Raw genomic sequence first — 21,604 nt, 5'->3', positions numbered from 1 at the left:
CAAAAAACAATACTGAGTATGCACCATTAGTTGGAGCATTAAAATCACGAGGTGTGAAGTTTGAGGTGTGCGAAATCATATTAAAAAATCGTAACTTGAAAAAAGATCAATTTACATTGGATACTGATTTCACGCCATCAGGCGTGGTCCGTGTGGCGGACTTGCAATATAAAGATGGTTTTGCCTACATTAAGCCTTAATAAAATCTCTATGAATGGTTTTAAAGCTCTAATAGGGATCCTTATTCTTTTTGGGGTCTGTGTTTGCTCAGGTAAAGCCTGTAGATGTGGTTCAGTTAAAGCCCGTTCAAGTTGCGCCTCATACCTATTTTGTTCAAGGCTTTTCTGAGATGGGAAGTAGTGCTAACCAAAATTTTATTTCTAACGCTGGTTTTGTTGTTACTCCAACAGGGGTAGTTGTGGTGGATGCTTTAGGCTCACCTATTCTTGCGCAAAAATTAATTGCGGAAATCAAAAAATTACCTCGCAGAAAGTTGTCGCAGTCATTGTGAGTCATTACCATGCCGATCATGTTTATGGTTTGCAAGAGTTTAAAAAAATTGGCGCGAAAATTTATGCGCAGGGTGAGGGAAGAAACTATCTTTCCTCTGAAACTGCAAAGCAACGCTTAATTGCATCCAGAATTGACTTTGCTCCTTGGGTTAATGAGGGCACAAGATTGATTTCTGCTGACGTATGGATTGAGCAAAAATCGAAGCTCTCGTTTGGCGGCGTTGATTTTTTTATCAGCAGAGTTGGTCCTGCCCACGCTCCAGAAGATTTGATGGTGTATGTACCATCTGAAAAGGTTTTGTTTGCTGGAGACTTAGTTTTTAGGGGTCGAATTCCATTTGTAGGCAATGCAGATAGCAAGGGGTGGTTGGCAGCTTTAGATGGGATTGAGAAATTGAATCCCACCGTCGTCATTCCAGGTCATGGAAATTATTCGGTTAAGCCGATCGAAGATATTGCATTTACAAGGGAATATCTCCAATATTTGCGGCAATCTATGTCCAAGGCTGCAATCAATCTTGATCCATTTGATGACGCATACCAACAGGCTGATTGGTCGGAATATGAGGGTATGCCGTTGTTTAAGGCCGCTAACCGCATGAATGCCTATAACGTCTATCTGTCTATTCAGACGGAATAAGGCATTTAAAGCAGTTGGGCTTTAAAATAGCGGATTAATTCTAAATCCTTGATTTGTAATGAAAATGACTTTTCTTCGAAGTGTTGCTGCAGTCTCATTTGGCGCGTTGATCGCCGTACCTGCATACGCCACTCCGGATTTGGCTAATGGCAAAGCGATTGATAAACAAAAATGCTATGCATGTCATGCCAAGAAAAGTGGATTTGGAAATGGCGACATGATTTACACCCGCTCTGACGGCAAAGTGAAATCCATGGCGGATTTAAAAAAAATGGTTGCCCTCTGCAATACCGAGTTGCGTCTAGATTTATTTCCTGAGGATGAAGTAGACGTTACCGCTTTTTTGAATCAGCAGTTTTATAAATTTAAACCTTAATTTTTAAGATATAGTTACCGTGGATGTTGTTGATATTAGCTCATTAAGCAAGTCAATTCTTTGGGCAACATTTGCTATTACCTTCTTGCTTGGTGCAGTTATGCAAAAGACTGGATTCTGTAGCATGGGTGCAGTATCCGATGTCTTCATCATGTCAAGTTGGGATCGTTTAAGACAATGGTTCTTGGCAATTGGTGTGGCAATGATTGGTTTTGCCTTGATGTCTTATTTTGGTTTGATTGACCCACTAAAGAGTTTTTATACCTCCAGTAAATTTCTGTGGCTTTCTACCATTGTAGGTAGCGTATTGTTTGGCTTTGGTATGGTTTTAGCATCAGGGTGTGGGAGCAAAACATTAATACGAATCGGTGGCGGAAATTTAAAGTCGATCATTGTATTTATGGTCTTAGGTTTAACGGCGTATATGACTATGCGAGGTTTCTTGGGGGTCATTCGCATCAATACGCTCGATACCTTTTTTATAGTGTTTAATACGCCGCAAGATTTGCCGAGCCTGTTGAGCGGTCCGCTCGGTATGTCTCGCCCAACGCTTCATTTATTTCTGGGGCTCATCATCGGGTTGGCATTCGTTACCTTTGCTTTGGCCAATAAAGCCTTTTGGACCGTTGAAAATTTAATCGCTGGCGTCGCTGTTGGGCTGGCGATTTGTGCTGTATGGTGGGTGTCTGGCAATTTGGGATGTGTTGCTGAGGATCCCAATACTTTGGAAGAGGTATTTTTGGTTACCAATTCCGGACGTATGGAAAGCCTATCCTTTGTAGCGCCTTATGCATACTCATTAGACTGGCTAATGATGTACAGCGATACCTCTAAAGTACTCACGGTTGGTATTGTGGCTGTTTTAGGGATGATTCTAGGGCCTGCATTAGTTTCAGTATTGACCAGAACATTTCGCTGGGAATCGTTTCGTAATTCTGAAGACACTGCCAATCATCTGGTAGGGGCTGCTTTAATGGGTTTTGGTGGTGTCACTGCTTTAGGTTGTACAGTGGGACAAGGCCTAAGTGGCGTCTCTACGTTAGCTATTGGTTCGCTTCTTGCCTTGCCTGGATTTATCTTCGGCGCGTATTTAGGATTGCGCTATTTGCAATTGCGTCTTGCTCCTAACCCTTGCAGCTAATTTTCATATTCCGGAAATAAATAATGCAAATTGATTGGATATCTTTTACCCCAGTCCCATCCATACTCGGTGGAATGATTCTGGGTGTTGCTGCAGCGCTCTATGTTTTATTGCATGGTCGCATTCTCGGTATCAGTGGCATTGTTTCTGGCTTATTGCATCCTAAAGAGGGTGATTCTGCATGGCGAGCGTGTTTGGTTTTGGGGTTGATTACTTCACCATTTCTGGCTGCTTTATTTTTTGGGATATTTCCAATTGTTGAGGTTGATGCATTGGTTTGCCATTGTGATCGCCGGTCTTCTAGTTAGTTTTGGCGCTCAATATGGTTCTGGCTGTACAAGTGGGCATGGTATCTGCAGACTCTCTCGTTTATCGCCTCGATCACTTGTTGCCACGTTATCTTTTATGACCGCAGGCTTTTTGACAGTCTTTGTTCTGCGCCATTTTTAATTGGAGTCTGAGATGAGAAAGCATTTTGGTCTCTTGAGTCAGTACGCTATTGGTGTGTTATTTGGCTGGGGCTTAATCATCTTCGGCATGAGCAATCCCCAGAAGATATTGGGGTTCTTGGATTTAGCCGGCCTTTGGGATCCATCATTATTGTTTGTGATGGTAGGTGCAGTCATAGTTGGTCTTGGCGTTTTTATGTTGTCAGCAAAAGAACTGAAGCCTTTTTTGGTGGTGCTTTGCACATTCCTGCTCGCAGGGACATCACGAAGCCGCTCATAGTGGGTAGCCTTATATTTGGAGCGGGCTGGGGAATTGCTGGCTTTTGCCCTGGTCCAGCCCTTGTAGCACTGGGAGTTGGACATCTAAAAGCATTGGTATTTGTGATTGCGATGCTCGCTGGCAGGGAAGTTTGCGAGCGATTCTTTTCAGCCCATAAAAGGAAGCCCCGGCTCAAGGCTGAAGAAGGCTGATTTAGAATCATTCTGTTCTGTATTAATTAATTTAGAGGGTCTTATGAGTCTTCCTATTTCTTGTCACAACGCTCGGTTTGGCACCTTGGGTCAGATTGATTCCAGCCATTTGGCTGAAATTGCTAAGCAGGGCTATAAGAGTGTGATCAACAATCGTCCTGATGGTGAGGGTGGTCCTGATCAGCCTACTAATGCATCTATTCAGGCTGAAGCAGAAAAACTGGGCTTGAATTATGTTTACTTGCCAGTTGTACCGGGAGCATTTACTCCGGCACAAGTTCAAGAAATGGCTCGCCTCTTAAAAACATTGCCTGGTCCCATTTTAGCGTTTTGTCGTTCTGGCGCACGTTCAACAAATTTATATCATCTTGCATTGCAACTTGGTTAATAGAGTGTCCGCTTAAGTATGCGCATCGTTATCCCCGAGGAAAGAAAGCTAGTTCATGAGATGATCATGCCTATTCGTTGGGGTGATATGGATGCATATGGCCATGTAAACAATACGGTTTACTTTCGCTATATGGAGCAAGCTCGTTGCGAATGGATTACTACAATGGGCTACGAGGTCGCTCCCGGTCGCGAATCGATGTTGATGTTAAATGGCTTCTGTAATTTTTATCAACAACTCTCATTCCCGGGCGAGTTGATCCTAAAAACATCCATTGGTGCCATCGGCAGAACCAGCTTGGACGTCTATACCAGTATGGCATTGACCATATCTCCTGACGTCGAGGCTGCTATGGGTGGTGCGACGATGGTTTGGGTGGATCTCACTACGAATAAATCAGCCCCATGGCCTGAGCATGTTTTAGAGAAGTTGCGCTAGTACATCGTGCAACCCAGCAATCCTCACATCCTAAGATCCGAACAATTTTTAGCTGAGTTGGATCAGTTTGATCTAATTATTGATGTCAGATCTCCTGCGGAGTTTGCATTGGATCATATTCCAGGCGCAGTAAATTACCCTGTTTTAAATAATGAAGAACGCGCAAGAATTGGGACGCTGTATAAACAAGAATCTCCTTTTGTAGCCAAAAAACTCGGCGCAGCCTTAGTATCAAAAAATATAGCTACGCATATTGAGAACCATTTATTAGATTTACCCCGAGAATGGCGCCCTTTAATTTATTGCTGGCGTGGAAGCGAGAGAAGCGGCGCATTTACTCACATTCTCAATCGTATTGGCTGGAAGGCTAAACAACTTGAGGGTGGTTATCAAGGCTTTCGTCGAACAGTCATCGATGGGTTGGAGCAGTTTGCCAATCAGTTTTCTTTTCAAGTGATTTGTGGCATGACCGGTAGCGGTAAGACAAGAGTATTGCAGGAGATTGGGGGTTTAGGTGCCCAGATTCTGGATTTAGAGGGGTTGACTGTTCATCGGGGCTCTGTTTTAGGAAATGAGCCGAATATTGATCAGCCATCTCAAAAGGGTTTTGAAACCGCCTTATGGAATGCCCTGAGATCGCTTGATCCTACAAAACCAGTATTTGTAGAGTCTGAAAGTAAGAAGGTTGGCGGGTTGCATGTGCCCGATGCCCTGATGGAAAAAATTCGTAATGGTGCATGTATCGAATTGAGATCTAGTACTCAAACCCGAGTCTCATGGTTAATTCGTGAATACCATCACTTCTTATCGGATACCGATAATTTCAAACACAAATTAGCGTTACTAACTGCCCATTATGGAAAAGTGCAGATTGGTAAATGGAATGAAGCGATAGATGCAGGTCAATTTCCGGAGCTTGTTGAAGAATTACTTGTCAAACATTACGACCCATCATATCAAGCATCTATTGAGCGTAATTTTCCCCAATATCAAGCAGAAAATTTTGTGCAATTAGAAAATGATAGTGATAACGCTTTTGCTAACGTGGCCAAGGCGATTCTAAATATGAAAGCGTGTTAATAAATGAATTCATATTCTGACCATCATCGCGGCCATGTAGTCGTTGGTATAGCGGGTTTTGGAACCTATACACCAGCTGCCTCAGGTCAGTGCAGAGGGGCTTGCAAAACAGGCCAATATACTTGTAGAGAGGTTGACAGAAGGAATTGGGTTTACGCATATTCATAAAGCAAATGATGATGAACATCCATTTTCCATGGGTTTAGCAGCCGCAAGAGATGCTCTTCAAGATGCTGGCATTGGTGGTGCAGATGTGGACTTGGTCATTTTTGTGTCAGCCGGAGATTATGACTATCGATTTTGGTGTCCCTCAAGCGCTGTTGTTCGTGAGTTGGGTTGTCACCATGCCTACTCATTTGAAGTGCGCAATGGATGCGCTGGGGGAAACTTGGCATGCAATATTGCTATGGGACTAATGGATCGCGATTCATCAGTAAAGACTGCGCTGATTATTTGCGCAGATACTTTATCAAGAGTGATTTCTCCAGAGATTCCAGAATGTCATCCTTTGCTTTATTTTGGTGATGGTGCTGCTGCAGTGGTGCTCAAAAGAAATCACCCGTGCTATCAGTTGCTAAGCTTTGCGGAACATACAGATGGGGAATTGGGGGACTTGCTCCGCGTTGATGCTGGCGGTACACGCCATCCCATCAACGAAAACTTTAACGATTGGTCAAAAACTTTTTCAAAGGTCGATGCTGCTGCATTCGCCAACCTGATAGATAAGGTCTACTTGAAAGAATATCTAGCAGTCATTAAAAGGCCCTCGATCGTTCAGGACATTCAGTCTCTGAAATAGAGTTCTCATCCTCATGAACCAAGTCAAAAATTCCCTGCGTGCGCACATTATGGATGACATTGGAATGCCTCAAGATCATACCTATGTCGCTATGGATGAATTTGGGCATATCGGTCCAGCAGATGCCTTTTTTACGATGACAAAAGCACATCGTAAAGGATTGTTGCCAGAGAGTAAGTTAGCAATATTAGCGTTAAGCGGCTTAGGATTTTCTTGGGCAGCCAGCATTATTCGTTGCTAGTACGCAAGTAATCTCGCCATAAAAATGTCCGAATATAAAAATGCCCCGTAATGACCGGGCATTTTTATTGACCAACAAGCTGATTTAGCTAAACGCCTGAATACCAGTTTGTGCACGACCTAGAATTAGAGCGTGAATATCGTGAGTGCCTTCATAGGTATTCACAACTTCTAAGTTCAACATATGCCGAACAACGCCATATTCATCCGAGATGCCGTTTGCTGCCATGCATATCACGTGCCATGCGGGCAATGTCTAAAGATTTTCCGCAGGAATTATGCCTCATGATGGATGTAATTTCAGGAGCGGCAATGCCTTCGTCCTTCATGCGACCCAAACGCAGGCAGCCCTGAAGTCCTAAAGTAATTTCAGTTTGCATATCCGCCAATTTCTTTTGAATTAACTGATTAGCTGCGAGTGGCTTACCAAATTGTTTGCGATCCATAGTGTATTGGCGGGGCAGCATACCAACACCATTCGGCAGCACCAAGCGCACCCCAGGCAATGGCCATAGCGTGCTGAGTTCAGGCAGGTAAAGGGACCTTTTAAACCCTTAATTTCTGGAAATTCATTTTCTTGGGGAACAAACACCTCATCCATTACGATTTCGCCGGTAATGGAAGCGTGCAATCCCATCTTGCCACTGATTTTCGGGGCGCTCAATCCTTTCATTCCCTTTTCAAGGATGTAGCCACGGATGATGCCTTCATCATTTTTTGCCCACACTACAAAAACATCTGCAATCGGTGAGTTTGAAATCCACATCTTCGAGCCGGTTAAAGAAAAGCCACCAGGGACTTTTTTGGCGCGAGTAATCATGCCGCCAGCATCCGATCCGTAATTTGGTTCTGTTAATCCAAAGCAACCTATCCATTCGCCACTGGCCAATTTGGGCAGGTACTTTTGTTTTTGCGCTTCACTACCAAATTCATTAATCGGCACCATTACCAATGATGATTGGACACTCATCATGGAGCGGTAATCCGAATCAACGCGCTCGATTTCACGAGCAATCAAACCATATGAAACATAGTTCAAGTTAGCTCCACCGTACCGCTCCGGAATCGTGACGCCCAAGAGACCCAACTCTCCCGTTTTACGGAAGATGGCTGGATCGGTAGTCTCATTGCGATAAGCATCATGAACGCGTGGCATGAGGCATCCCTGAGCATATTCTGCTGCTGCATCTTTCACCATCCGCTCCTCTTCGGAGAGTTGGGTGTCGAGAAGAAGGGAGTCTGCCCAGTTAAAAGTAGCTTTGCTCATTGCCTTGCCATCCTATATACGGTTTTGTCTATATTTTTGCCTGCATCCGACGAAGTTCCAAGAATGCAGAGATTCTTCATTCTATTATCCATTTTTCTGAGCTTATGGACTGTCCTAGACCTCACCATCGCTACTACGATCTCATCTTGACTGCTTTTGTGGTGATTTTGGTGTGTTTGAACTTTATTGGTGCTGGAAAAGCGGCTGTAGTTGACTTGCCGTATTTGGGAAGCGTGCCATTTGGCGGCGGAATCTTATTTTTCCCAATTGCTTATTTCTTTGGCGACATCCTTACAGAAGTTTATGGTTATGCCTATGATCGAAGAGCAGTTTGGGCTGGCTTTGCTGCTCTTGCATTCGCTGCGATCATGGCTCAGATTGTGATTGCCTTGCCTGTAGCTCCTGGCGCATATATGGCTAACTATCAACATGGCTTAGAAACAGTTTTTAGAAATTCTTGGCGTATTGCATTGGCCTCCATGTTTGCATTTTGGTGTGGAAGTTTCGCCAACAGTTATGTTTTGGGGAAGATGAAAATTTGGACCCAGGGGCGCTTTCTGTGGATGCGTACGATTGGTTCAACTGCGGTTGGCGAGTTAGTTGACTCTTCCTTTTTCTATGTTTTGGCCTTTTATGGCATTTGGCCCACCGAAGAAGTGCTTTAGGTGGGCGCTCGCGCAGTACGTACTTCAAGAGCTCATGGGAGGTTCTGGCAACCCCAATGACCTATTGGGTCGTGAACTTCCTCAAGCGTAAAGAAAATGAGGATTTCTACGATATTCATACGAATTTCACCCCATTTAGGGTTAAAGTCTAAGCGAGGGATTAGCTTCCCGCCAATAAAGATCTCTAAGCCGTTAAAATAACGGTCTTTGCCCCAATTCGGGGGTGACTATTGAATTTCAGAAAGCTAGAAAAAATCCGTGCTGTCAGCATCTAATATCACTATGCAGTTTGGGGCAAAACCCCTGGTTGAAAATATTTCCGTGAAGTTTGGCGGTGGCAATCGCTATGGCTTGATTGGCGCAAACGGTTGCGGTAAATCAACCTTCATGAAAATATTGGGTGGCGAATTTGAGCCAACCAGCGGCAACGTGGGTTTGGATCCCGGTGTTCGTTTGGGTAAGTTACGTCAAGATCAATTTGCTTACGAAGATGTGCGAGTACTCGACGTAGTCATGATGGGTCATGAGGAGATGTGGAAAGCTGCAGCAGAGCGCGATGCCATTTACGCTAATCCAGATGCTACTGATGAAGACTACATGAAGGCCGCTGAGCTTGAAGGCAAGTATGCTGAATACGGCGGCTACACTGCAGAGGCAAAAGCAGAGGTGAATTGTTGTTGGGTATTGGTATTCCAATCGAGCAACATAATGGGCCAATGAGTAATGTAGCGCCAGGTTGGAAGTTGCGCGTATTGCTTGCGCAAGCATTGTTTTCTGATCCAGATGTGTTGTTATTAGATGAGCCAACTAACAAGTTGGATATTCACTCTATTCATTGGCTTGAAGATATCCTCAATCAAATTAAGAGCACCATCGTCATTATTTCCCACGATCGTCACTTCCTCAATGAAGTTTGTACGCACATGGCCGATATGGACTATGGAACCTTGAAGGTTTATCCAGGAAGCTACGACTCCTATATGTTGGCATCAGTTCAGGCCCGCACACAGCAGCTTAGCAATAATGTGAAAGCCAAAGAAAAAATTGCTGAATTAGCTGCTTTCGTAGCCCGCTTTCTCCGCAAATGCTTCTAAAGCGCGTCAAGCTACTTCATGTCAGAGGCAGTTAGAGAAAATTGAAATTGTTGAAGTAAAGCCTTCTTCACGTCAAAACCCTTTTATTCGTTTTGATACCGAGAAAAAACTTCACAATATGGCGGTTGAATGTAATGCGTTGACTAAAGCCTATGACCGTACTATCTTTAAAAACTTTAAGTTAGGCGTACGAGCTGGCGAAAAGATTGCCATTATTGGTCAAAACGGCGCTGGTAAGACAACCTTACTGAAAACCATTTTTGAGCAAACGTTTTGAGGGTATTGCTGCTGATAGTGGTGATGTGAAGTGGGCTGAGAACGCCAATGTTGGTGTTATGCCGCAAGACAATACCGAGATGTTTGCCAAAGATGAATTACTCATGGATTGGATGAACGACTGGCGCAATACTGGCGACGATGATCAAGTCATACGCGGCACGTTGGGCCGCTTATTGTTCTCGGGCGATGACATTGGAAAGTCTGTAAAAGTTCTTTCAGGTGGCGAGAAGAGCAGGATGATTTGGGGCAAACTGATGCTTCAAAAATATAACGTTCTTGCCATGGATGAGCCGACCAATCACATGGACATGGAATCGATTGAAAGTTTGCAAATTGCGCTTGAGAAGTTTGACGACACATTGATATTTGTTTCTCATGACCGTGAGTTTGTATCTGCTTTAGCTAACCGCATCTTAGAAATGAAAATGGATGGCATCGTTGTGGATTACTCAGGAACCTACGAAGAATATTTACGTAGCTAAGCCTTAGAAGGCTAAGTAGGTAGTAAGTAATGAAGAAATAAGCCCTTAAATGGGCTTATTTTCTTTGGTTTGACGCTGAAAACGAGATGCAGTACCTTCTTCGCGAATACGTTTCCATACCAAGTCTTTTTCTTCTTGTGAGAAGAAACCCAGTTACTGACTTCATTTAGGGTACCGACCACAACCCTGACAGATCTCATCGTAGAGGGTGGTGCATACGCCAATGCAAGGGGAGTCTGACGCATCGTCTCCAGTTGATAGAGGGTGGGAGCCATCTTGTAAGGCCAGCTTAGAGTCATCGTTACTTCCAGAATTCATGGCTGTACTTTAGACGATTTCAAGGGACTGTGCTCAGAGAGCTCATCAACATAGGCACCAATGCCTTGATGTTCCCGGCCCAAGAAGTGTTGGACTGCTCTAGCAAACTGAGGATCAGCAACGTAATGGGCTGATTTGAATAGTCTTTGGTAAGAAGCCTCGTTGCCATCTTGTACTCCCCCTGAGCGCTGCTTTCAAAGGTTTGAATATGGTTATTAATGTAGTATTCAATCGCTTGGTAATAAGCAGTTTCAAAATGAAGACACGGTATATGTTCAATGGCGCCCCAGTATCTGTCATAAGCCTTAGATCCTATAGGGTCAACCACCAGCAATGATGCTGCGATCGGGGTGTCATTGCGTTCCGCAATAATCAGATGAAGGTTCTCGGGCATACGCTTTACCCATAGCTTAAAAAATGCCTTATTCAAATAGGGACTTGAATGATGTTCAAGATAGGTATTTGCATAGCAACGATAAAAAATTCCCAATCTGAATCAGTGGAAGATATCCCTGAAACGTGTCTAAAGTGTATGGATTCGCGGGCCACTTGCTCACGCTCACGTCGAATATTTTTTCGGCGTTTCATTGTTAGGGCGGATAAAAAGTGTTCGAAATTTTGAAACTCTTCGTTATGCCAATGAAACTGCACTGAGTCTCGCAACATAAAACCTTGATTCTTTAGCTCAATCGCATCTGTCGAGTGGGGAAACAAAACATGCGCTGAAGATAAACTATTTTGAATAACGATACTTTTTAATTGATTAATGATTTTTGTTCGAACAATGTTGATGTCTACCTGTTGAGCGCTTAAGATGCGTGAGCCCTGCACGGGGGTGAAGGGAATGGCACAAAGTGCCTTTGGAAAATATTGCATTCCCTGTTGTTCATAGGCCTGCGCCCATGACCAGTCAAATACAAATTCTCCGTATGAGTGTTGTTTGATGTATAGGGGTAATGCGCCAACTAATTGCCCGTCATCTCGCACACCCAGGTGAGCTACTTGCCACCCAGTATTGCCACCAACACAGCCAGTTTCTTCTAGGGCGCTGAGAAACTCATGTCGTAGAAAAGGCCCTGCATCTAAAGGAAGTAGAGCATTCCATTGATTGGAGAGGACATCGCTGATGCGATCTAGGATTTCAAAATGAAGATAGTCGGGCTCAGCCATGATTAGCGCTGAATAAGCTCTATTTTGTAACCATCAGGATCGGTAACAAATGCAATCACGGTATCGCCGCCAGCAACTGGGCCAGCCCATCACGGGTGACATTGCCGCCGGCAGCCTTGATGTTGGCGCAAGCGGCATAGGCATCTGGAACGCCGATGGCGATATGCCCATAGGCAGTCCCCGTCTCATAGAAATGTACGCCATGGTTATAGGTAAGCTCAATTTCGGCTTTTGACCATTAGCATTGCCTTTTCCATAGGCCACAAAGGCCAGAGAATATTTTTGCTCAGGGCGCTCGGTAGTGCGTAGCAAATTCATTCCCAAAACTTTGGTGTAGAAGTTGATGGAGCGATTGAGATCGCCAACTCTGAGCATGGTGTGAAAGATCATCATGTAGATAAATATAACGCTATTTAATTATTTTTGTTTTGAATGAAAAAACCCCGACAGATGACCGGGGTTGGTTTGGCTACATGGCAGCATAGTTTGGTCCGCCACCACCTTCTGGGGTTATCCAAACAATGTTTTGGCTTGGGTCTTTGATGTCACAAGTTTTGCAATGCACGCAGTTTTGCGAATTGATTTGCAAGCGGGGCTTGCCATCAGATTCAACATACTCATATACACCAGCAGGGCAGTAGCGTTGCTCTGGACCCGCATAGGTTTTTAAGTTGAGATCTACTGGAATCGAATCATCCTTCAGTGTTAAATGTATGGGTTGATTCTCTGCGTGATTGGTATTGGAGATAAATGCTGACGAGAGGCGATCAAATGTCAGTTTGCCATCTGGCTTAGGATAGTCAATCGGCCGATGTTGAGCCGCAGGCTCTAGGCATTCATGATCAGCATGTTTTAAATGCACCGTCCAAGGCATATTGCCGCCGAGAACTTTTTGCTCCAAACCTACCATTAAGGTGCCGAGGTAGAGTCCTTTTGACATCCAATATTTAAAGTTGCGCGCTTGATTCAGTTCAGTATATAGCCAACTATTTTGGAATGCAGTTGGGTAGGCTGACAATACATCGGCAGAACGATTTTCATTAATGGCTGCAACAGCAGCTTCAGCAGCAAGCATGCCCGTCTTAATAGCTGCATGGTTACCTTTGATGCGCGAAGCATTCAGAAAGCCAGCATCGCAACCAATTAAAGCTCCACCAGGAAATACGGTTTGCGGAAGGCTATTTAAACCGCCAGCTGTTAACGCACGTGCGCCGTAGACAATGCGCTTGCCACCTTCAAAGGTTTCACGAATTTTGGGATGCAATTTATAGCGCTGAAATTCTTCAAATGGAGAGAGGTATGGATTCTTATAAGAAAGGCCAACCACTAAACCAACAGCCGCTTTGTTATCACCCAAGTGATAGAGGAAAGAGCCGCCATAGGTATCACTCTCCAGTGGCCATCCAGCAGTATGAACGACCAAACCTGGCTTACTCTTCGATGGCTCAATTTCCCAAAGCTCTTTAATGCCAATACCATAGCTTTGCGGATCTGCGTCTTTATCTAGAGCGAACTTCGCAATAAGTTGTTTACCAAGATGCCCACGTGCACCTTCAGCAAAAAGAGTGTACTTGCCGCGCAATTCCATACCGAGCTGAAACTGATCGGTTGGATTACCTTCTTTGTTTAAGCCCATTGATCCGGTGATCACGCCAGAAACTGCACCTTGTTCGTTATACAAAATATCTGCAGCGGGGAAGCCTGGAAAAATTTCAACACCAAGATTTTCAGCTTGTTGTCCAAGCCAGCGAGTGACGTTAGCAAGGCTGACAATATAGTTCCCTTCATTCTTAAAGCAATGCGGCAACATCCAGTTAGGAACTTGGTAAGAGTTATCAGTTGTTAAGAATAAAAATTGATCTTCGGTAACTGGGGTATCGAGCGGGGCGCCTAACTCTTTCCAGTCGGGAAAAAGTTCGGTGAGTGCTTTTGGATCCATGACGGCGCCAGAAAGAATATGAGCGCCTATTTCTGAGCCTTTCTCAAGTACACATACGCTGAGCTCTTTTCCAGAGTCGTTTGCCAATTGCTTAGCTTTGATAGCGGCAGATAAGCCAGCGGGACCACCTCCAACAATGACGAGGTCATAGTCCATAGAGTCTCTAGGCCCAAATTGCTCTAGCAGTTCTGCAGCATTCATACGTTTTCTCCGAAAATTCTTAAAAATGGGGCATTTAAGCCCTAATAGCTTAGTTCTATCTGCAAAAAAACCCATTTAGTGCCAAGGGGGCCTTCTAAAGCGGTCTGAGGCGTTATGATTGCCTTTTTACCCATTTTGGCAATATTAGGACAAAAGTTATGAATAAAACTTACCCATCGGCAGTCGATGCCTTGCGGGACATCTTAAAAGACGGACAAAAATTGGCTGTCGGTGGGTTTTGGCCTCTGCGGCATTCCCGAGACTTTGATCCAGGCGGTGAAAGATTTAGGCGCTCAGAATTTAACCGCAATTGCCAATAATGCTGGTGTAGACGGCTTTGGCTTAGGTTTGCTACTCAATTCGCGTCAAGTGAAGAAGACGGTTGCTTCCTATGTCGGCGAAAACAAAGAGTTTGAGCACCAATACCTCGCTGGAGAATTGGAGTTGGAATTTACTCCACAAGGAACTTTGGCTGAAAAATTGCGTGCAGGCGGTTGTGGTATTCCAGCTTTTTATACAAAGACAGGCGTGGATACTTTGGTAGCTGAAGGCAAAGAGGAAAAAGAGTTTGATGGTGAGAGATACATCATGGAGCGTTCAATCATTTCTGACATCTCTTTAGTGAAGGCGTAGAAAGCAGATAAGTCAGGAAACTTGGTGTACCGTTACACAGCACGAAACTTCAATCCAGTGGTGGCTATGGCTGGCAAGATTACTGTCGCTGAAGTGGAAGAGATTGTTGAGAATGGTCAATTAGATCCCGATCAGATTCATATGCCTGGTATTTATGTTCACCGCTTGGTGATTAATAAAAACCCAGAGAAGCGCATTGAGCAACGTACCTTGACACCAAACGCTTAATTACCCAGAACAGAATAATTTAGAGAGATAGATATGGCTTGGACTAGAGATGAAATGGCAGCGCGTGCTGCTAAAGAACTAAAAGACGGTTACTACGTAAACTTAGGGATCGGTATGCCTACCCTAGTGGCCAATCACGTACCAAAAGATATGGAAGTGTGGCTCCAGTCAGAAAATGGTTTATTGGGCATTGGCCCCTTTCCGACTGAAGAGACCATTGATGCAGATTTAATTAATGCTGGAAAACAAACGGTAATTACTTTACCTGGGTCCTCCATTTTTTCTTCTGCAGATTCCTTTGGAATGATTCGCGGTGGCAAAATTAATATTGCGATTTTGGGTGCTATGCAGGTAAGTGAGCACGGCGATTTGGCTAACTGGATGATTCCAGGAAAAATGGTCAAAGGTATGGGCGGTGCAATGGACTTGGTGGCTGGAGTGAAACATGTCGTTGTCTTGATGGAGCACGTTGCCAAAAAGAAAGACGGTACAGAAGAGCTCAAGATTCTGCCTAAATGCACCTTGCCATTAACTGGTGTGGGTGTGATTAGCCAAATCATTACTGATCTATGTGTTTTGGACATCATTCGTGCTGGTTTGACCTTGATTGAATTAGCTCCTGGTGTCACGAAAGAGGAGGTCATTGCCAAAACGGGTGCCCCGGCTGGATACAACAGGTTTCTAATTCGTTTTACTGTTTAATGGAATAATGGGTTCACCATGTCGGGTTCCCATCATTTCCATTCGAAACCAATAAATTCTCAGAACCAATCTGTGGTTGATCCCTCCTTGCACGCGCATAAAAAGGGGGATGCCCAACATTCCCATAGCAAGCAGGTTTCCAATCAAAATCTGTTCTTGATTGCCCTGGTTTTAACGCTAGGTTTTTCTGGAGTTGAAGGCGCTGCAGCCTATTTCGCCAATTCGTTAGCTTTGATTTCTGATGCCGGTCATATGGTTACCGATGCGGCAGCATTAGGCCTTGCTCTGTTAGCGCAAATCATTTCACGTCGTCCGCCATCCCCAAAACACTCGTTTGGATTTGGGCGCGCTGAAGCGCTTGCAGCTTTTGTTAATAGCATTGTGATGCTTGGTTTAGTAGTTTGGATTGTGATTGAGGCAATTAGTCGTTTCTATGCTCCACACAAAGTAGATGGGTTAACAGTGACGGTAGTTGCTGCCATCGGATTGGTAATGAACATCATCGTTGCATGGGTGCTATCATGTGATAAAAAGAGCGTGAATACTCGTGCTGCTCTAGTGCATGTGATGGGTGATTTGCTCGGATCAGTCGCAGCTTTAGTTGCTGGCGTGGTAATTCAGTTAACTGGTTGGATGCCAATCGATGCGATTCTCTCTATTCTGGTTTCGCTCCTCATTCTGAAGTCTACGATCTCCATTCTTCACGAGTCATATCACTTTCTCATGGAAGGCGTTCCCTTGCACATTGATTACTTGCAAGTGGGTGCCGATTTAAGAAATGTTCCAGGCGTTCTTGCAGTACATGATTTACATGTTTGGGAAATGACCCCTAGTTTTCCTGCATTGATTGGTCATATTGAGATTGTCAATATGCAAGAGTGGCCAGAGATCATGTCTAAGATTAATGCGATGTTATTGAGTAAACATGAACTTGATCATGTTACTTTGCAACCCGAAGAGGTGGGTGAAGATCACGATCATGAGCATGATGACCGTCATGAGATTCACAATGAATCTCAGGCCGCAAATGTTTTTCATGACGGCGAAACTTTTTATGTGGACTGCTCTAGTGGCGATGAAAAACATCGTATGGCATATCACGCCTGGGGAAATCCCAGCAACAAGGTATTGTTGTGTGTACATGGCCTCACCAGACGCGGCAGTGACTTTAAGACCCTAGCTGAAGCAATGTGCAAAGACTATTACGTTGTATGTCCTGATGTCGTGGGAAGGGGCGACTCTGATTGCTTATCCAACCCAATGATGTATGCCGTACCTCAGTACGTTGCAGATATTGCGACTTTGGTTCAGAAGTTGGGTGTATCGCAAGTGGATTGGTTTGGCACATCTATGGGAGGGTTGATCGGCATGGTTTATGCATCAATGCCAAATTCGCCCATACGCCGAATGCTGATTAATGATGTAGGTCCCCGAATTGAGCTTGAAGTAATTAAGCGTTTGGGTTCATACGTAGATCAGCTATTCGCTTTTGCCGATCGTGGTGACGCATTGACTCGTCTCAATGAAATTTGCGCAAGCTTTGGAGAGCATACACCGCAGGAGTGGGGGTCTACAAGGACCCAATGCTTGTTCAAAAGGAAGGTAAATGGATCATGCATTACGACCCAGATATCTCAGTACCATTTGCCTCGGTTAATCCAATTATGGCTAAAGCAGGTGAAATGGCAATGTGGCATGCGTTCAAACAAATACGCATCCCGATGCTTATTATGCGCGGTGGCGACTCCGATCTTTTATCTGCGGCTACTATTGCTGAAATGTGCAAGGTGAATCTTTATGCACGCAGCATTGAGATTCCAAATTTGGGTCATGCCCCAGCATTTGTAAAACAAGAACAAATTGCTTTAGCAAAAGAGTTCTTTGGCTAACTGCGACCTCATTGCCAATGGCAAATGCTTCTCTACAATCAGAAAAAGTAACGTTATTTCAGGATGCTTGGTATGGTGAGCCAGAAGAGCAGCACGCAAATGGCGTTTTAAAAATACTGCAGTCGCTCAATCTAGATGAGGCCACCTTAACTGCCGCAAGCAATATTGCTCGCACCCATGGCAAAGAAGCGCTCATTAAGCTTATTGACGAAGAGCCGGCCAAGTTGCTGATTGGTTATCGTGGTTTGCGTCAAGCGCAAGCCAAACTGGTTCGTGACGATGGTGGGCTAAGTGTTACAGGCCAGGAAGAAAGGCTGCGCAAAATGCTATGGGCATTTGGAGATGATTTGCGAGTGGTATTAATTTACCTCGCATCCCGTTTGCAAACTCTGCGCTGGGTGACTCAAGAGAAGATCGAGATGCCTACAGCTTGGGCGCAAGAGATTCTCAATATCGACGCTTCTTTGGCTAATCGTTTAGGTATATGGCAAATGAAGTGGGAAATGGAGGATCTAGCCTTTCGCACTTTATCGCCCCAGACTTATCGCGATATAGCCAAGATGTTGGATGCGAAACGCATCGAACGCCAATCTTTCATCGATCAAATTGTCTTGCAACTTGAGGAAGAATTAAAAACTTCTCATATTGAAGGCGAGGTTCTTGGTCGGCCTAAGCATATCTATAGCATCTGGAAAAAGATGCAGGGTAAGTCGTTGGATTTCGCAAACCTTTATGACGTGAGGGCATTTCGTGTTTTGGTGGAGGATGTTAAGTCCTGCTATGCCGTTTTAGGTATTGTCCATAACGTATGGCAGCCTGTTCCTCGGGAGTTCGACGATTACATTGCAAGACCTAAACCCAACGGCTATCAATCTTTGCATACGGTTGTTATGAATGATGACGGTGTCGCATTTGAGATTCAAGTTCGAACTCGGGACATGCATCAGCAGGCCGAGTATGGTTTAGCTGCACATTGGCGGTATAAGGAGGGTGCTTATGTGGGTGTGGCCACGCCTCCAAGCTCTACTAAAGCCAATAAGCCTAATGTTCACCATCAGCCTGGAACCCATAGCGCGGAAGTGGCGTATGAGAGACAAATTGCATGGGCCCGACAACTGATTTCTTGGAAAGAGGATGCTTGGGAGCAACTCAAACATCATGAAATTGATGATCATATTTATGTGCTTACTCCGTTGGGGAAGGTGATCTCGCTAGAGAAAGGCTCAACGCCAATCGATTTTGCTTACGCTGTGCATAGTAATCTCGGCCATCGTTGTAGAGGTGCCCGTGTAGACGGCGCAATGGTTCCCTTAGAAACTGCCCTCAAGAATGGTCAGACTGTTGAGATTATTGCTGTTAAACATGGCGGCCCATCTCGTGATTGGATTAGTCCAGATAAGCACTATTTGCGTTCTCAAAGAGCGCGTCAACGAGTACGCGCGTGGTTTAATGCGCTTGACGATGAAGAGGGTGGTCAGGCTAGCAAGCCAGTAGAAGCAAAAGTTGAGGTAAATGCAGAAGCCAAAGTTGCCACGCCTGAAATTATTTTGCGGAACAGTAGTCGCAAGACCGGTCAGAGTGGTGATGTATTGGTTGTTGGGGTAGATTCGCTGCTCACCCAGTTGGCACGTTGCTGCCGACCCGTACCTCCAGATGCGATCGCAGGTTTTGTGACGCAAGGCAGGGGCGTTTCTATTCATCGTCGTTCCTGCAAGACATTTAGAGGTTTATTGGAGAGAGCTCCGGAGCGCGTCATTCAAACCGCTTGGACGGCTGCTGCTGAGGATCCCGTTCAAAATCCAGAGCAAAAACGGGTGTTCCCCGCGGATTTAGTAGTTGCTGGCTTGGATCGCCCAGAGCTCATGCGTGAGCTCTTTGAAATTCTCACGAGGCAGGGTGTCCATGTTATCGGTCTACGCAAATCGGCAAAAAAAGGCCTTGCTCAGATACTTCTAACGGTTGAGGTGAAGGATTCTGATGTCTTACGTGTGGTGCAAAACAGCTTAGAAGAGGTGAAAGGGGTCACCCAAGTGCGCCGCCGGTGATAAACTCTATAGCTGTATAGGCTCGTAGCTCAGCTGGTTAGAGCACCACCTTGACATGGTGGGGGTCGTTGGTTCGAGTCCAGTCGAGCCTACCAACGAATAAGCCCCAAAAAAGACCTTCATTAGGAGGTCTAAAGAGGCGCGAATGCCGCAAAGCTACCGCGCTTTCTTTTTGGGAAAGATGTCATAAATGAAGTTCAGTGAAGAAGATGGGGTCATCATGCCTATAGTTACTCTGCCAGATGGATCAAAACGTGGGTTTGATGCACCAGTTCGCATCGCGGATGTTGCACAAAGCATTGGTAGCGGACTTGCAAAAGCTGCGCTAGGCGGAATCGTAGATGGCAAGATGGTTGACACGAGCTTTGTGATTGATAAAGATAGTCAGCTAGCCATCATTACTGACAAGAGCCCTGAAGCGTTGGAGATTGTGCGTCACTCCACGGCGCATTTATTGGCGTATGCCGTAAAAGAATTATTTCCAGAAGCGCAAGTGACGATTGGTCCAGTGATTGAGAATGGTTTTTACTATGACTTCTTTTATCACCGTCCATTTACACCGGATGATTTGGCAGCTCTCGAAAAGAAAATGACTGAGCTCGCAAAAAAAGATGAGCCTGTAACACGTACCGTTATGTCTCGTGATGAGGCTGTTGAGTTTTTCAAGAAGCAAGGTGAAAACTACAAAGCAGAACTTATTGCGAGTATTCCACAGAGTGAAGATGTGTCTTTATATGCTGAAGGCAAGTTCACAGATTTATGCCGTGGTCCACACGCGCCTTCAACCGGAAAACTCAAAGTATTTAAGCTGATGAAGCTGGCTGGTGCTTACTGGCGTGGTGATAGCAAAAATGAGATGTTGCAGCGTATTTATGGCACAGCTTGGTTGCGCAAGGAAGATCAAGATGCGTACATACACATGCTGGAAGAGTCCGAGAAACGTGATCATCGTTGTCTTGGTAAACAGCTTGATTTATTTCATTTTCAAGAAGAGGCGCCAGGTTTAATTTTCTGGCATCCAAAAGGCTGGTCAATTTGGCAAGAAGTTGAGCAATACATGCGTCGTGTGTATCAACAAGAAGGCTACCAAGAGGTAAAGGCACCACAAATTTTGGATCGTGGGCTGTGGGAAAAATCTGGCCACTGGGAAAACTATAAAGAAAATATGTTTACGACTGAGTCGGAGAATCGTGCTTATGCTTTAAAGCCGATGAATTGTCCTGGCCACGTGCAAATTTATAACTCTGGCTTGCATAGCTATCGTGAATTGCCATTGCGCTTTGGTGAGTTTGGCCAATGCCATCGCAATGAGCCATCAGGCGCATTACACGGCTTGATGCGTGTGCGAGGTTTCACGCAAGATGATGGTCATATTTTCTGTACCGAAGATCAGATTCAATCTGAAGTTGCTGCATTTGATAAAGCCGTGCGCGCTGTATATCAAGATTTTGGCTTTACCGAGGTTGCCGTGAAGTTGGCCTTGCGACCAGCTAAGCGTGTTGGTGATGATGCGATTTGGGATAAAGCTGAAGAAGCGCTGCGTGGCGCACTAAAGGCCTCAGGCCAAGAATGGGAAGAATTACCAGGCGAGGGTGCCTTTTATGGTCCCAAGATTGAATATCACCTCAAAGACTCTATTGGTCGTACTTGGCAGTGCGGAACGATTCAGGTGGATTTCTCGATGCCAGCGCGTTTAGGCGCGGAATACGTAGCCAAAGACAATAGCCGCAAAACTCCTGTCATGCTCCATAGGGCGATTGTGGGCTCTTTAGAGCGTTTTATTGGTATTTTGATTGAAAATCATGCTGGAAACATGCCTGTTTGGCTGGCTCCGACCCAGGCTGTAGTCCTTAATATCTCCGGAAATTCTGCTGCATATGCACAACAAGTGCAGCAATTGCTGAAAAAACAAGGGTTTAGAGTCGAATCTGATTTGCGGAACGAGAAAATTACGTATAAAATACGCGAGCACGCATTACAGAAGATCTCATTTTTACTAGTTGTAGGTGATAAAGAATCTGAAAGTAATACGGTGGCCGTTCGTGCCCGTGGCGGAGTGGATTTGGGTGTAATGCCTATTGATGCCTTCGTTGCCCGACTCCAGCAGGATATATCCCAGAAAGTTGGACCCGAGCCTAGCTAGGGTTAGAACGGTTTT

The 21,604-nt window shown here is 44.9% G+C and carries 15 protein-coding genes, 1 tRNA gene and 9 pseudogenes; 20 read left to right on the top strand and 5 right to left on the bottom strand.

Annotated features, from left to right (window positions below; all coding sequences use genetic code 11):
• Positions 1-65 precede the first annotated feature (65 nt).
• The 12 genes and pseudogenes from DXE37_RS12645 to DXE37_RS06325 all read left to right on the top strand — a co-directional run bounded on the left by DXE37_RS12645 (position 66) and on the right by DXE37_RS06325 (position 6,535).
• Complete coding sequence (locus DXE37_RS12645) at positions 66-200, top strand: hypothetical protein (RefSeq protein WP_331852128.1); 135 nt, start codon at positions 66-68, stop codon at positions 198-200.
• A 59-nt stretch (positions 201-259) separates the two neighbouring features.
• Entirely contained in the window at positions 260-511 is a 252-nt protein-coding gene (locus DXE37_RS12640) for a hypothetical protein (protein WP_231971198.1), read from the top strand.
• Positions 508-1,152, top strand: coding sequence for an MBL fold metallo-hydrolase (locus DXE37_RS06370; protein ID WP_231971197.1), 645 nt, complete (start codon positions 508-510; stop codon positions 1,150-1,152). The genes DXE37_RS12640 and DXE37_RS06370 overlap by 4 nt, the downstream gene beginning before the upstream one ends.
• 58 nt (positions 1,153-1,210) lie before the next feature.
• On the top strand, positions 1,211-1,528 hold the full coding sequence (locus tag DXE37_RS06365) for a hypothetical protein (RefSeq protein WP_114636928.1): 318 nt from the start codon (positions 1,211-1,213) through the stop codon (positions 1,526-1,528).
• Between the two features lie 19 nt (positions 1,529-1,547).
• Positions 1,548-2,669 carry a YeeE/YedE family protein gene (locus DXE37_RS06360; protein WP_114636927.1) on the top strand — a complete coding sequence of 374 codons (1,122 nt, stop codon included), beginning with the start codon at positions 1,548-1,550 and terminating at the stop codon, positions 2,667-2,669.
• A 23-nt stretch (positions 2,670-2,692) separates the two neighbouring features.
• Positions 2,693-3,119: pseudogene (locus DXE37_RS06355) on the top strand (YeeE/YedE family protein).
• A 12-nt stretch (positions 3,120-3,131) separates the two neighbouring features.
• Positions 3,132-3,589: pseudogene (locus tag DXE37_RS06350) on the top strand (DUF6691 family protein).
• 43 nt (positions 3,590-3,632) lie between these two features.
• Positions 3,633-3,977, top strand: a complete 345-nt coding sequence (locus tag DXE37_RS06345; protein ID WP_114636926.1) for a protein tyrosine phosphatase family protein — start codon at positions 3,633-3,635, stop codon at positions 3,975-3,977.
• 18 nt (positions 3,978-3,995) lie between these two features.
• Positions 3,996-4,415 carry an acyl-CoA thioesterase gene (locus tag DXE37_RS06340; protein ID WP_114636925.1) on the top strand — a complete coding sequence of 140 codons (420 nt, stop codon included), beginning with the start codon at positions 3,996-3,998 and terminating at the stop codon, positions 4,413-4,415.
• 6 nt (positions 4,416-4,421) lie between these two features.
• Positions 4,422-5,495, top strand: coding sequence for a tRNA 2-selenouridine(34) synthase MnmH (gene mnmH, locus DXE37_RS06335; protein WP_114636924.1), 1,074 nt, complete (start codon positions 4,422-4,424; stop codon positions 5,493-5,495).
• A gap of 133 nt (positions 5,496-5,628) precedes the next feature.
• Positions 5,629-6,294 carry a 3-oxoacyl-ACP synthase III family protein gene (locus DXE37_RS06330; protein WP_114636923.1) on the top strand — a complete coding sequence of 222 codons (666 nt, stop codon included), beginning with the start codon at positions 5,629-5,631 and terminating at the stop codon, positions 6,292-6,294.
• 13 nt (positions 6,295-6,307) lie between these two features.
• The gene (locus DXE37_RS06325) at positions 6,308-6,535 is read left to right on the top strand and encodes a 3-oxoacyl-[acyl-carrier-protein] synthase III C-terminal domain-containing protein (RefSeq protein WP_114636922.1); all 228 of its coding nucleotides are present in this window, start codon (positions 6,308-6,310) and stop codon (positions 6,533-6,535) included.
• An 84-nt stretch (positions 6,536-6,619) separates the two neighbouring features.
• On the opposite strand, the pseudogene DXE37_RS06320 reads toward DXE37_RS06325, so the two are convergent.
• Positions 6,620-7,801 (bottom strand): annotated as a pseudogene (locus DXE37_RS06320) (acyl-CoA dehydrogenase).
• Between the two features lie 104 nt (positions 7,802-7,905).
• Between DXE37_RS06320 and DXE37_RS06315 the strand changes: the two are divergent.
• Both DXE37_RS06315 and DXE37_RS06310 read left to right on the top strand, forming a co-directional pair.
• Positions 7,906-8,618: pseudogene (locus DXE37_RS06315) on the top strand (queuosine precursor transporter).
• Positions 8,619-8,724: 106 nt separating this feature from the next.
• A pseudogene (locus DXE37_RS06310) lies at positions 8,725-10,321 on the top strand (ABC-F family ATPase).
• 45 nt (positions 10,322-10,366) lie between these two features.
• Here the strand turns inward: DXE37_RS06310 and DXE37_RS14025 are convergent.
• The 4 genes and pseudogenes from DXE37_RS14025 to DXE37_RS06290 all read right to left on the bottom strand — a co-directional run bounded on the left by DXE37_RS14025 (position 10,367) and on the right by DXE37_RS06290 (position 13,949).
• Positions 10,367-10,639 (bottom strand): annotated as a pseudogene (locus DXE37_RS14025) (DUF1289 domain-containing protein).
• Positions 10,636-11,809 (bottom strand): annotated as a pseudogene (locus DXE37_RS06300) (GNAT family N-acetyltransferase). The pseudogenes DXE37_RS14025 and DXE37_RS06300 overlap by 4 nt, the downstream one beginning before the upstream one ends.
• 2 nt (positions 11,810-11,811) lie before the next feature.
• Positions 11,812-12,202: pseudogene (gene gloA, locus DXE37_RS06295) on the bottom strand (lactoylglutathione lyase).
• A 76-nt stretch (positions 12,203-12,278) separates the two neighbouring features.
• The gene (locus DXE37_RS06290) at positions 12,279-13,949 is read right to left on the bottom strand and encodes an electron transfer flavoprotein-ubiquinone oxidoreductase (RefSeq protein WP_114636921.1); all 1,671 of its coding nucleotides are present in this window, start codon (positions 13,947-13,949) and stop codon (positions 12,279-12,281) included.
• Between the two features lie 158 nt (positions 13,950-14,107).
• On the opposite strand from DXE37_RS06290, the pseudogene DXE37_RS06285 reads away from it, so the two are divergent.
• The 6 genes and pseudogenes from DXE37_RS06285 to thrS all read left to right on the top strand — a co-directional run bounded on the left by DXE37_RS06285 (position 14,108) and on the right by thrS (position 21,589).
• Positions 14,108-14,810, top strand: a pseudogene (locus tag DXE37_RS06285) (CoA transferase subunit A).
• A 33-nt stretch (positions 14,811-14,843) separates the two neighbouring features.
• Positions 14,844-15,512 (top strand): CoA transferase subunit B, encoded by a 669-nt coding sequence (locus DXE37_RS06280; RefSeq protein WP_114636920.1) that lies wholly within the window; start codon positions 14,844-14,846, stop codon positions 15,510-15,512.
• A 72-nt stretch (positions 15,513-15,584) separates the two neighbouring features.
• Positions 15,585-17,303, top strand: coding sequence for an alpha/beta fold hydrolase (locus tag DXE37_RS14020; RefSeq protein WP_331852126.1), 1,719 nt, complete (start codon positions 15,585-15,587; stop codon positions 17,301-17,303).
• A gap of 115 nt (positions 17,304-17,418) precedes the next feature.
• Positions 17,419-19,446, top strand: a complete 2,028-nt coding sequence (locus DXE37_RS06270) for a RelA/SpoT family protein (protein WP_114636919.1) — start codon at positions 17,419-17,421, stop codon at positions 19,444-19,446.
• Between the two features lie 18 nt (positions 19,447-19,464).
• A tRNA-Val gene (locus DXE37_RS06265) sits at positions 19,465-19,541 on the top strand.
• Between the two features lie 125 nt (positions 19,542-19,666).
• On the top strand, positions 19,667-21,589 hold the full coding sequence (gene thrS / locus DXE37_RS06260; protein ID WP_114637556.1) for a threonine--tRNA ligase: 1,923 nt from the start codon (positions 19,667-19,669) through the stop codon (positions 21,587-21,589).
• The last annotated feature ends 15 nt before the right edge of the window (positions 21,590-21,604 follow it).

Source organism: Polynucleobacter necessarius, assembly GCF_900095205.1.
Lineage (GTDB): Bacteria > Pseudomonadota > Gammaproteobacteria > Burkholderiales > Burkholderiaceae > Polynucleobacter > Polynucleobacter necessarius_E.
Note: the sequence above shows the minus strand (reverse complement) of the source record. Positions and strands in the feature narration are given on the sequence as shown.

What these genes read in the sequence shown, in the direction of transcription:
- DXE37_RS06365 (WP_114636928.1), top strand. Translation starts at nt 1,211, where the DNA reads ATGAAAATGACTTTTCTTCGAAGTGTTGCTGCAGTCTCATTTGGCGCG.
- DXE37_RS06345 (WP_114636926.1), top strand. Translation starts at nt 3,633, where the DNA reads ATGAGTCTTCCTATTTCTTGTCACAACGCTCGGTTTGGCACCTTGGGT.
- DXE37_RS06340 (WP_114636925.1), top strand. Translation starts at nt 3,996, where the DNA reads ATGCGCATCGTTATCCCCGAGGAAAGAAAGCTAGTTCATGAGATGATC.
- DXE37_RS06325 (WP_114636922.1), top strand. Translation starts at nt 6,308, where the DNA reads ATGAACCAAGTCAAAAATTCCCTGCGTGCGCACATTATGGATGACATT.
- DXE37_RS06290 (WP_114636921.1), bottom strand. Translation starts at nt 13,949, where the DNA reads ATGAATGCTGCAGAACTGCTAGAGCAATTTGGGCCTAGAGACTCTATG.
- DXE37_RS06280 (WP_114636920.1), top strand. Translation starts at nt 14,844, where the DNA reads ATGGCTTGGACTAGAGATGAAATGGCAGCGCGTGCTGCTAAAGAACTA.
- DXE37_RS06270 (WP_114636919.1), top strand. Translation starts at nt 17,419, where the DNA reads ATGGCAAATGCTTCTCTACAATCAGAAAAAGTAACGTTATTTCAGGAT.
- thrS (WP_114637556.1), top strand. Translation starts at nt 19,667, where the DNA reads ATGCCTATAGTTACTCTGCCAGATGGATCAAAACGTGGGTTTGATGCA.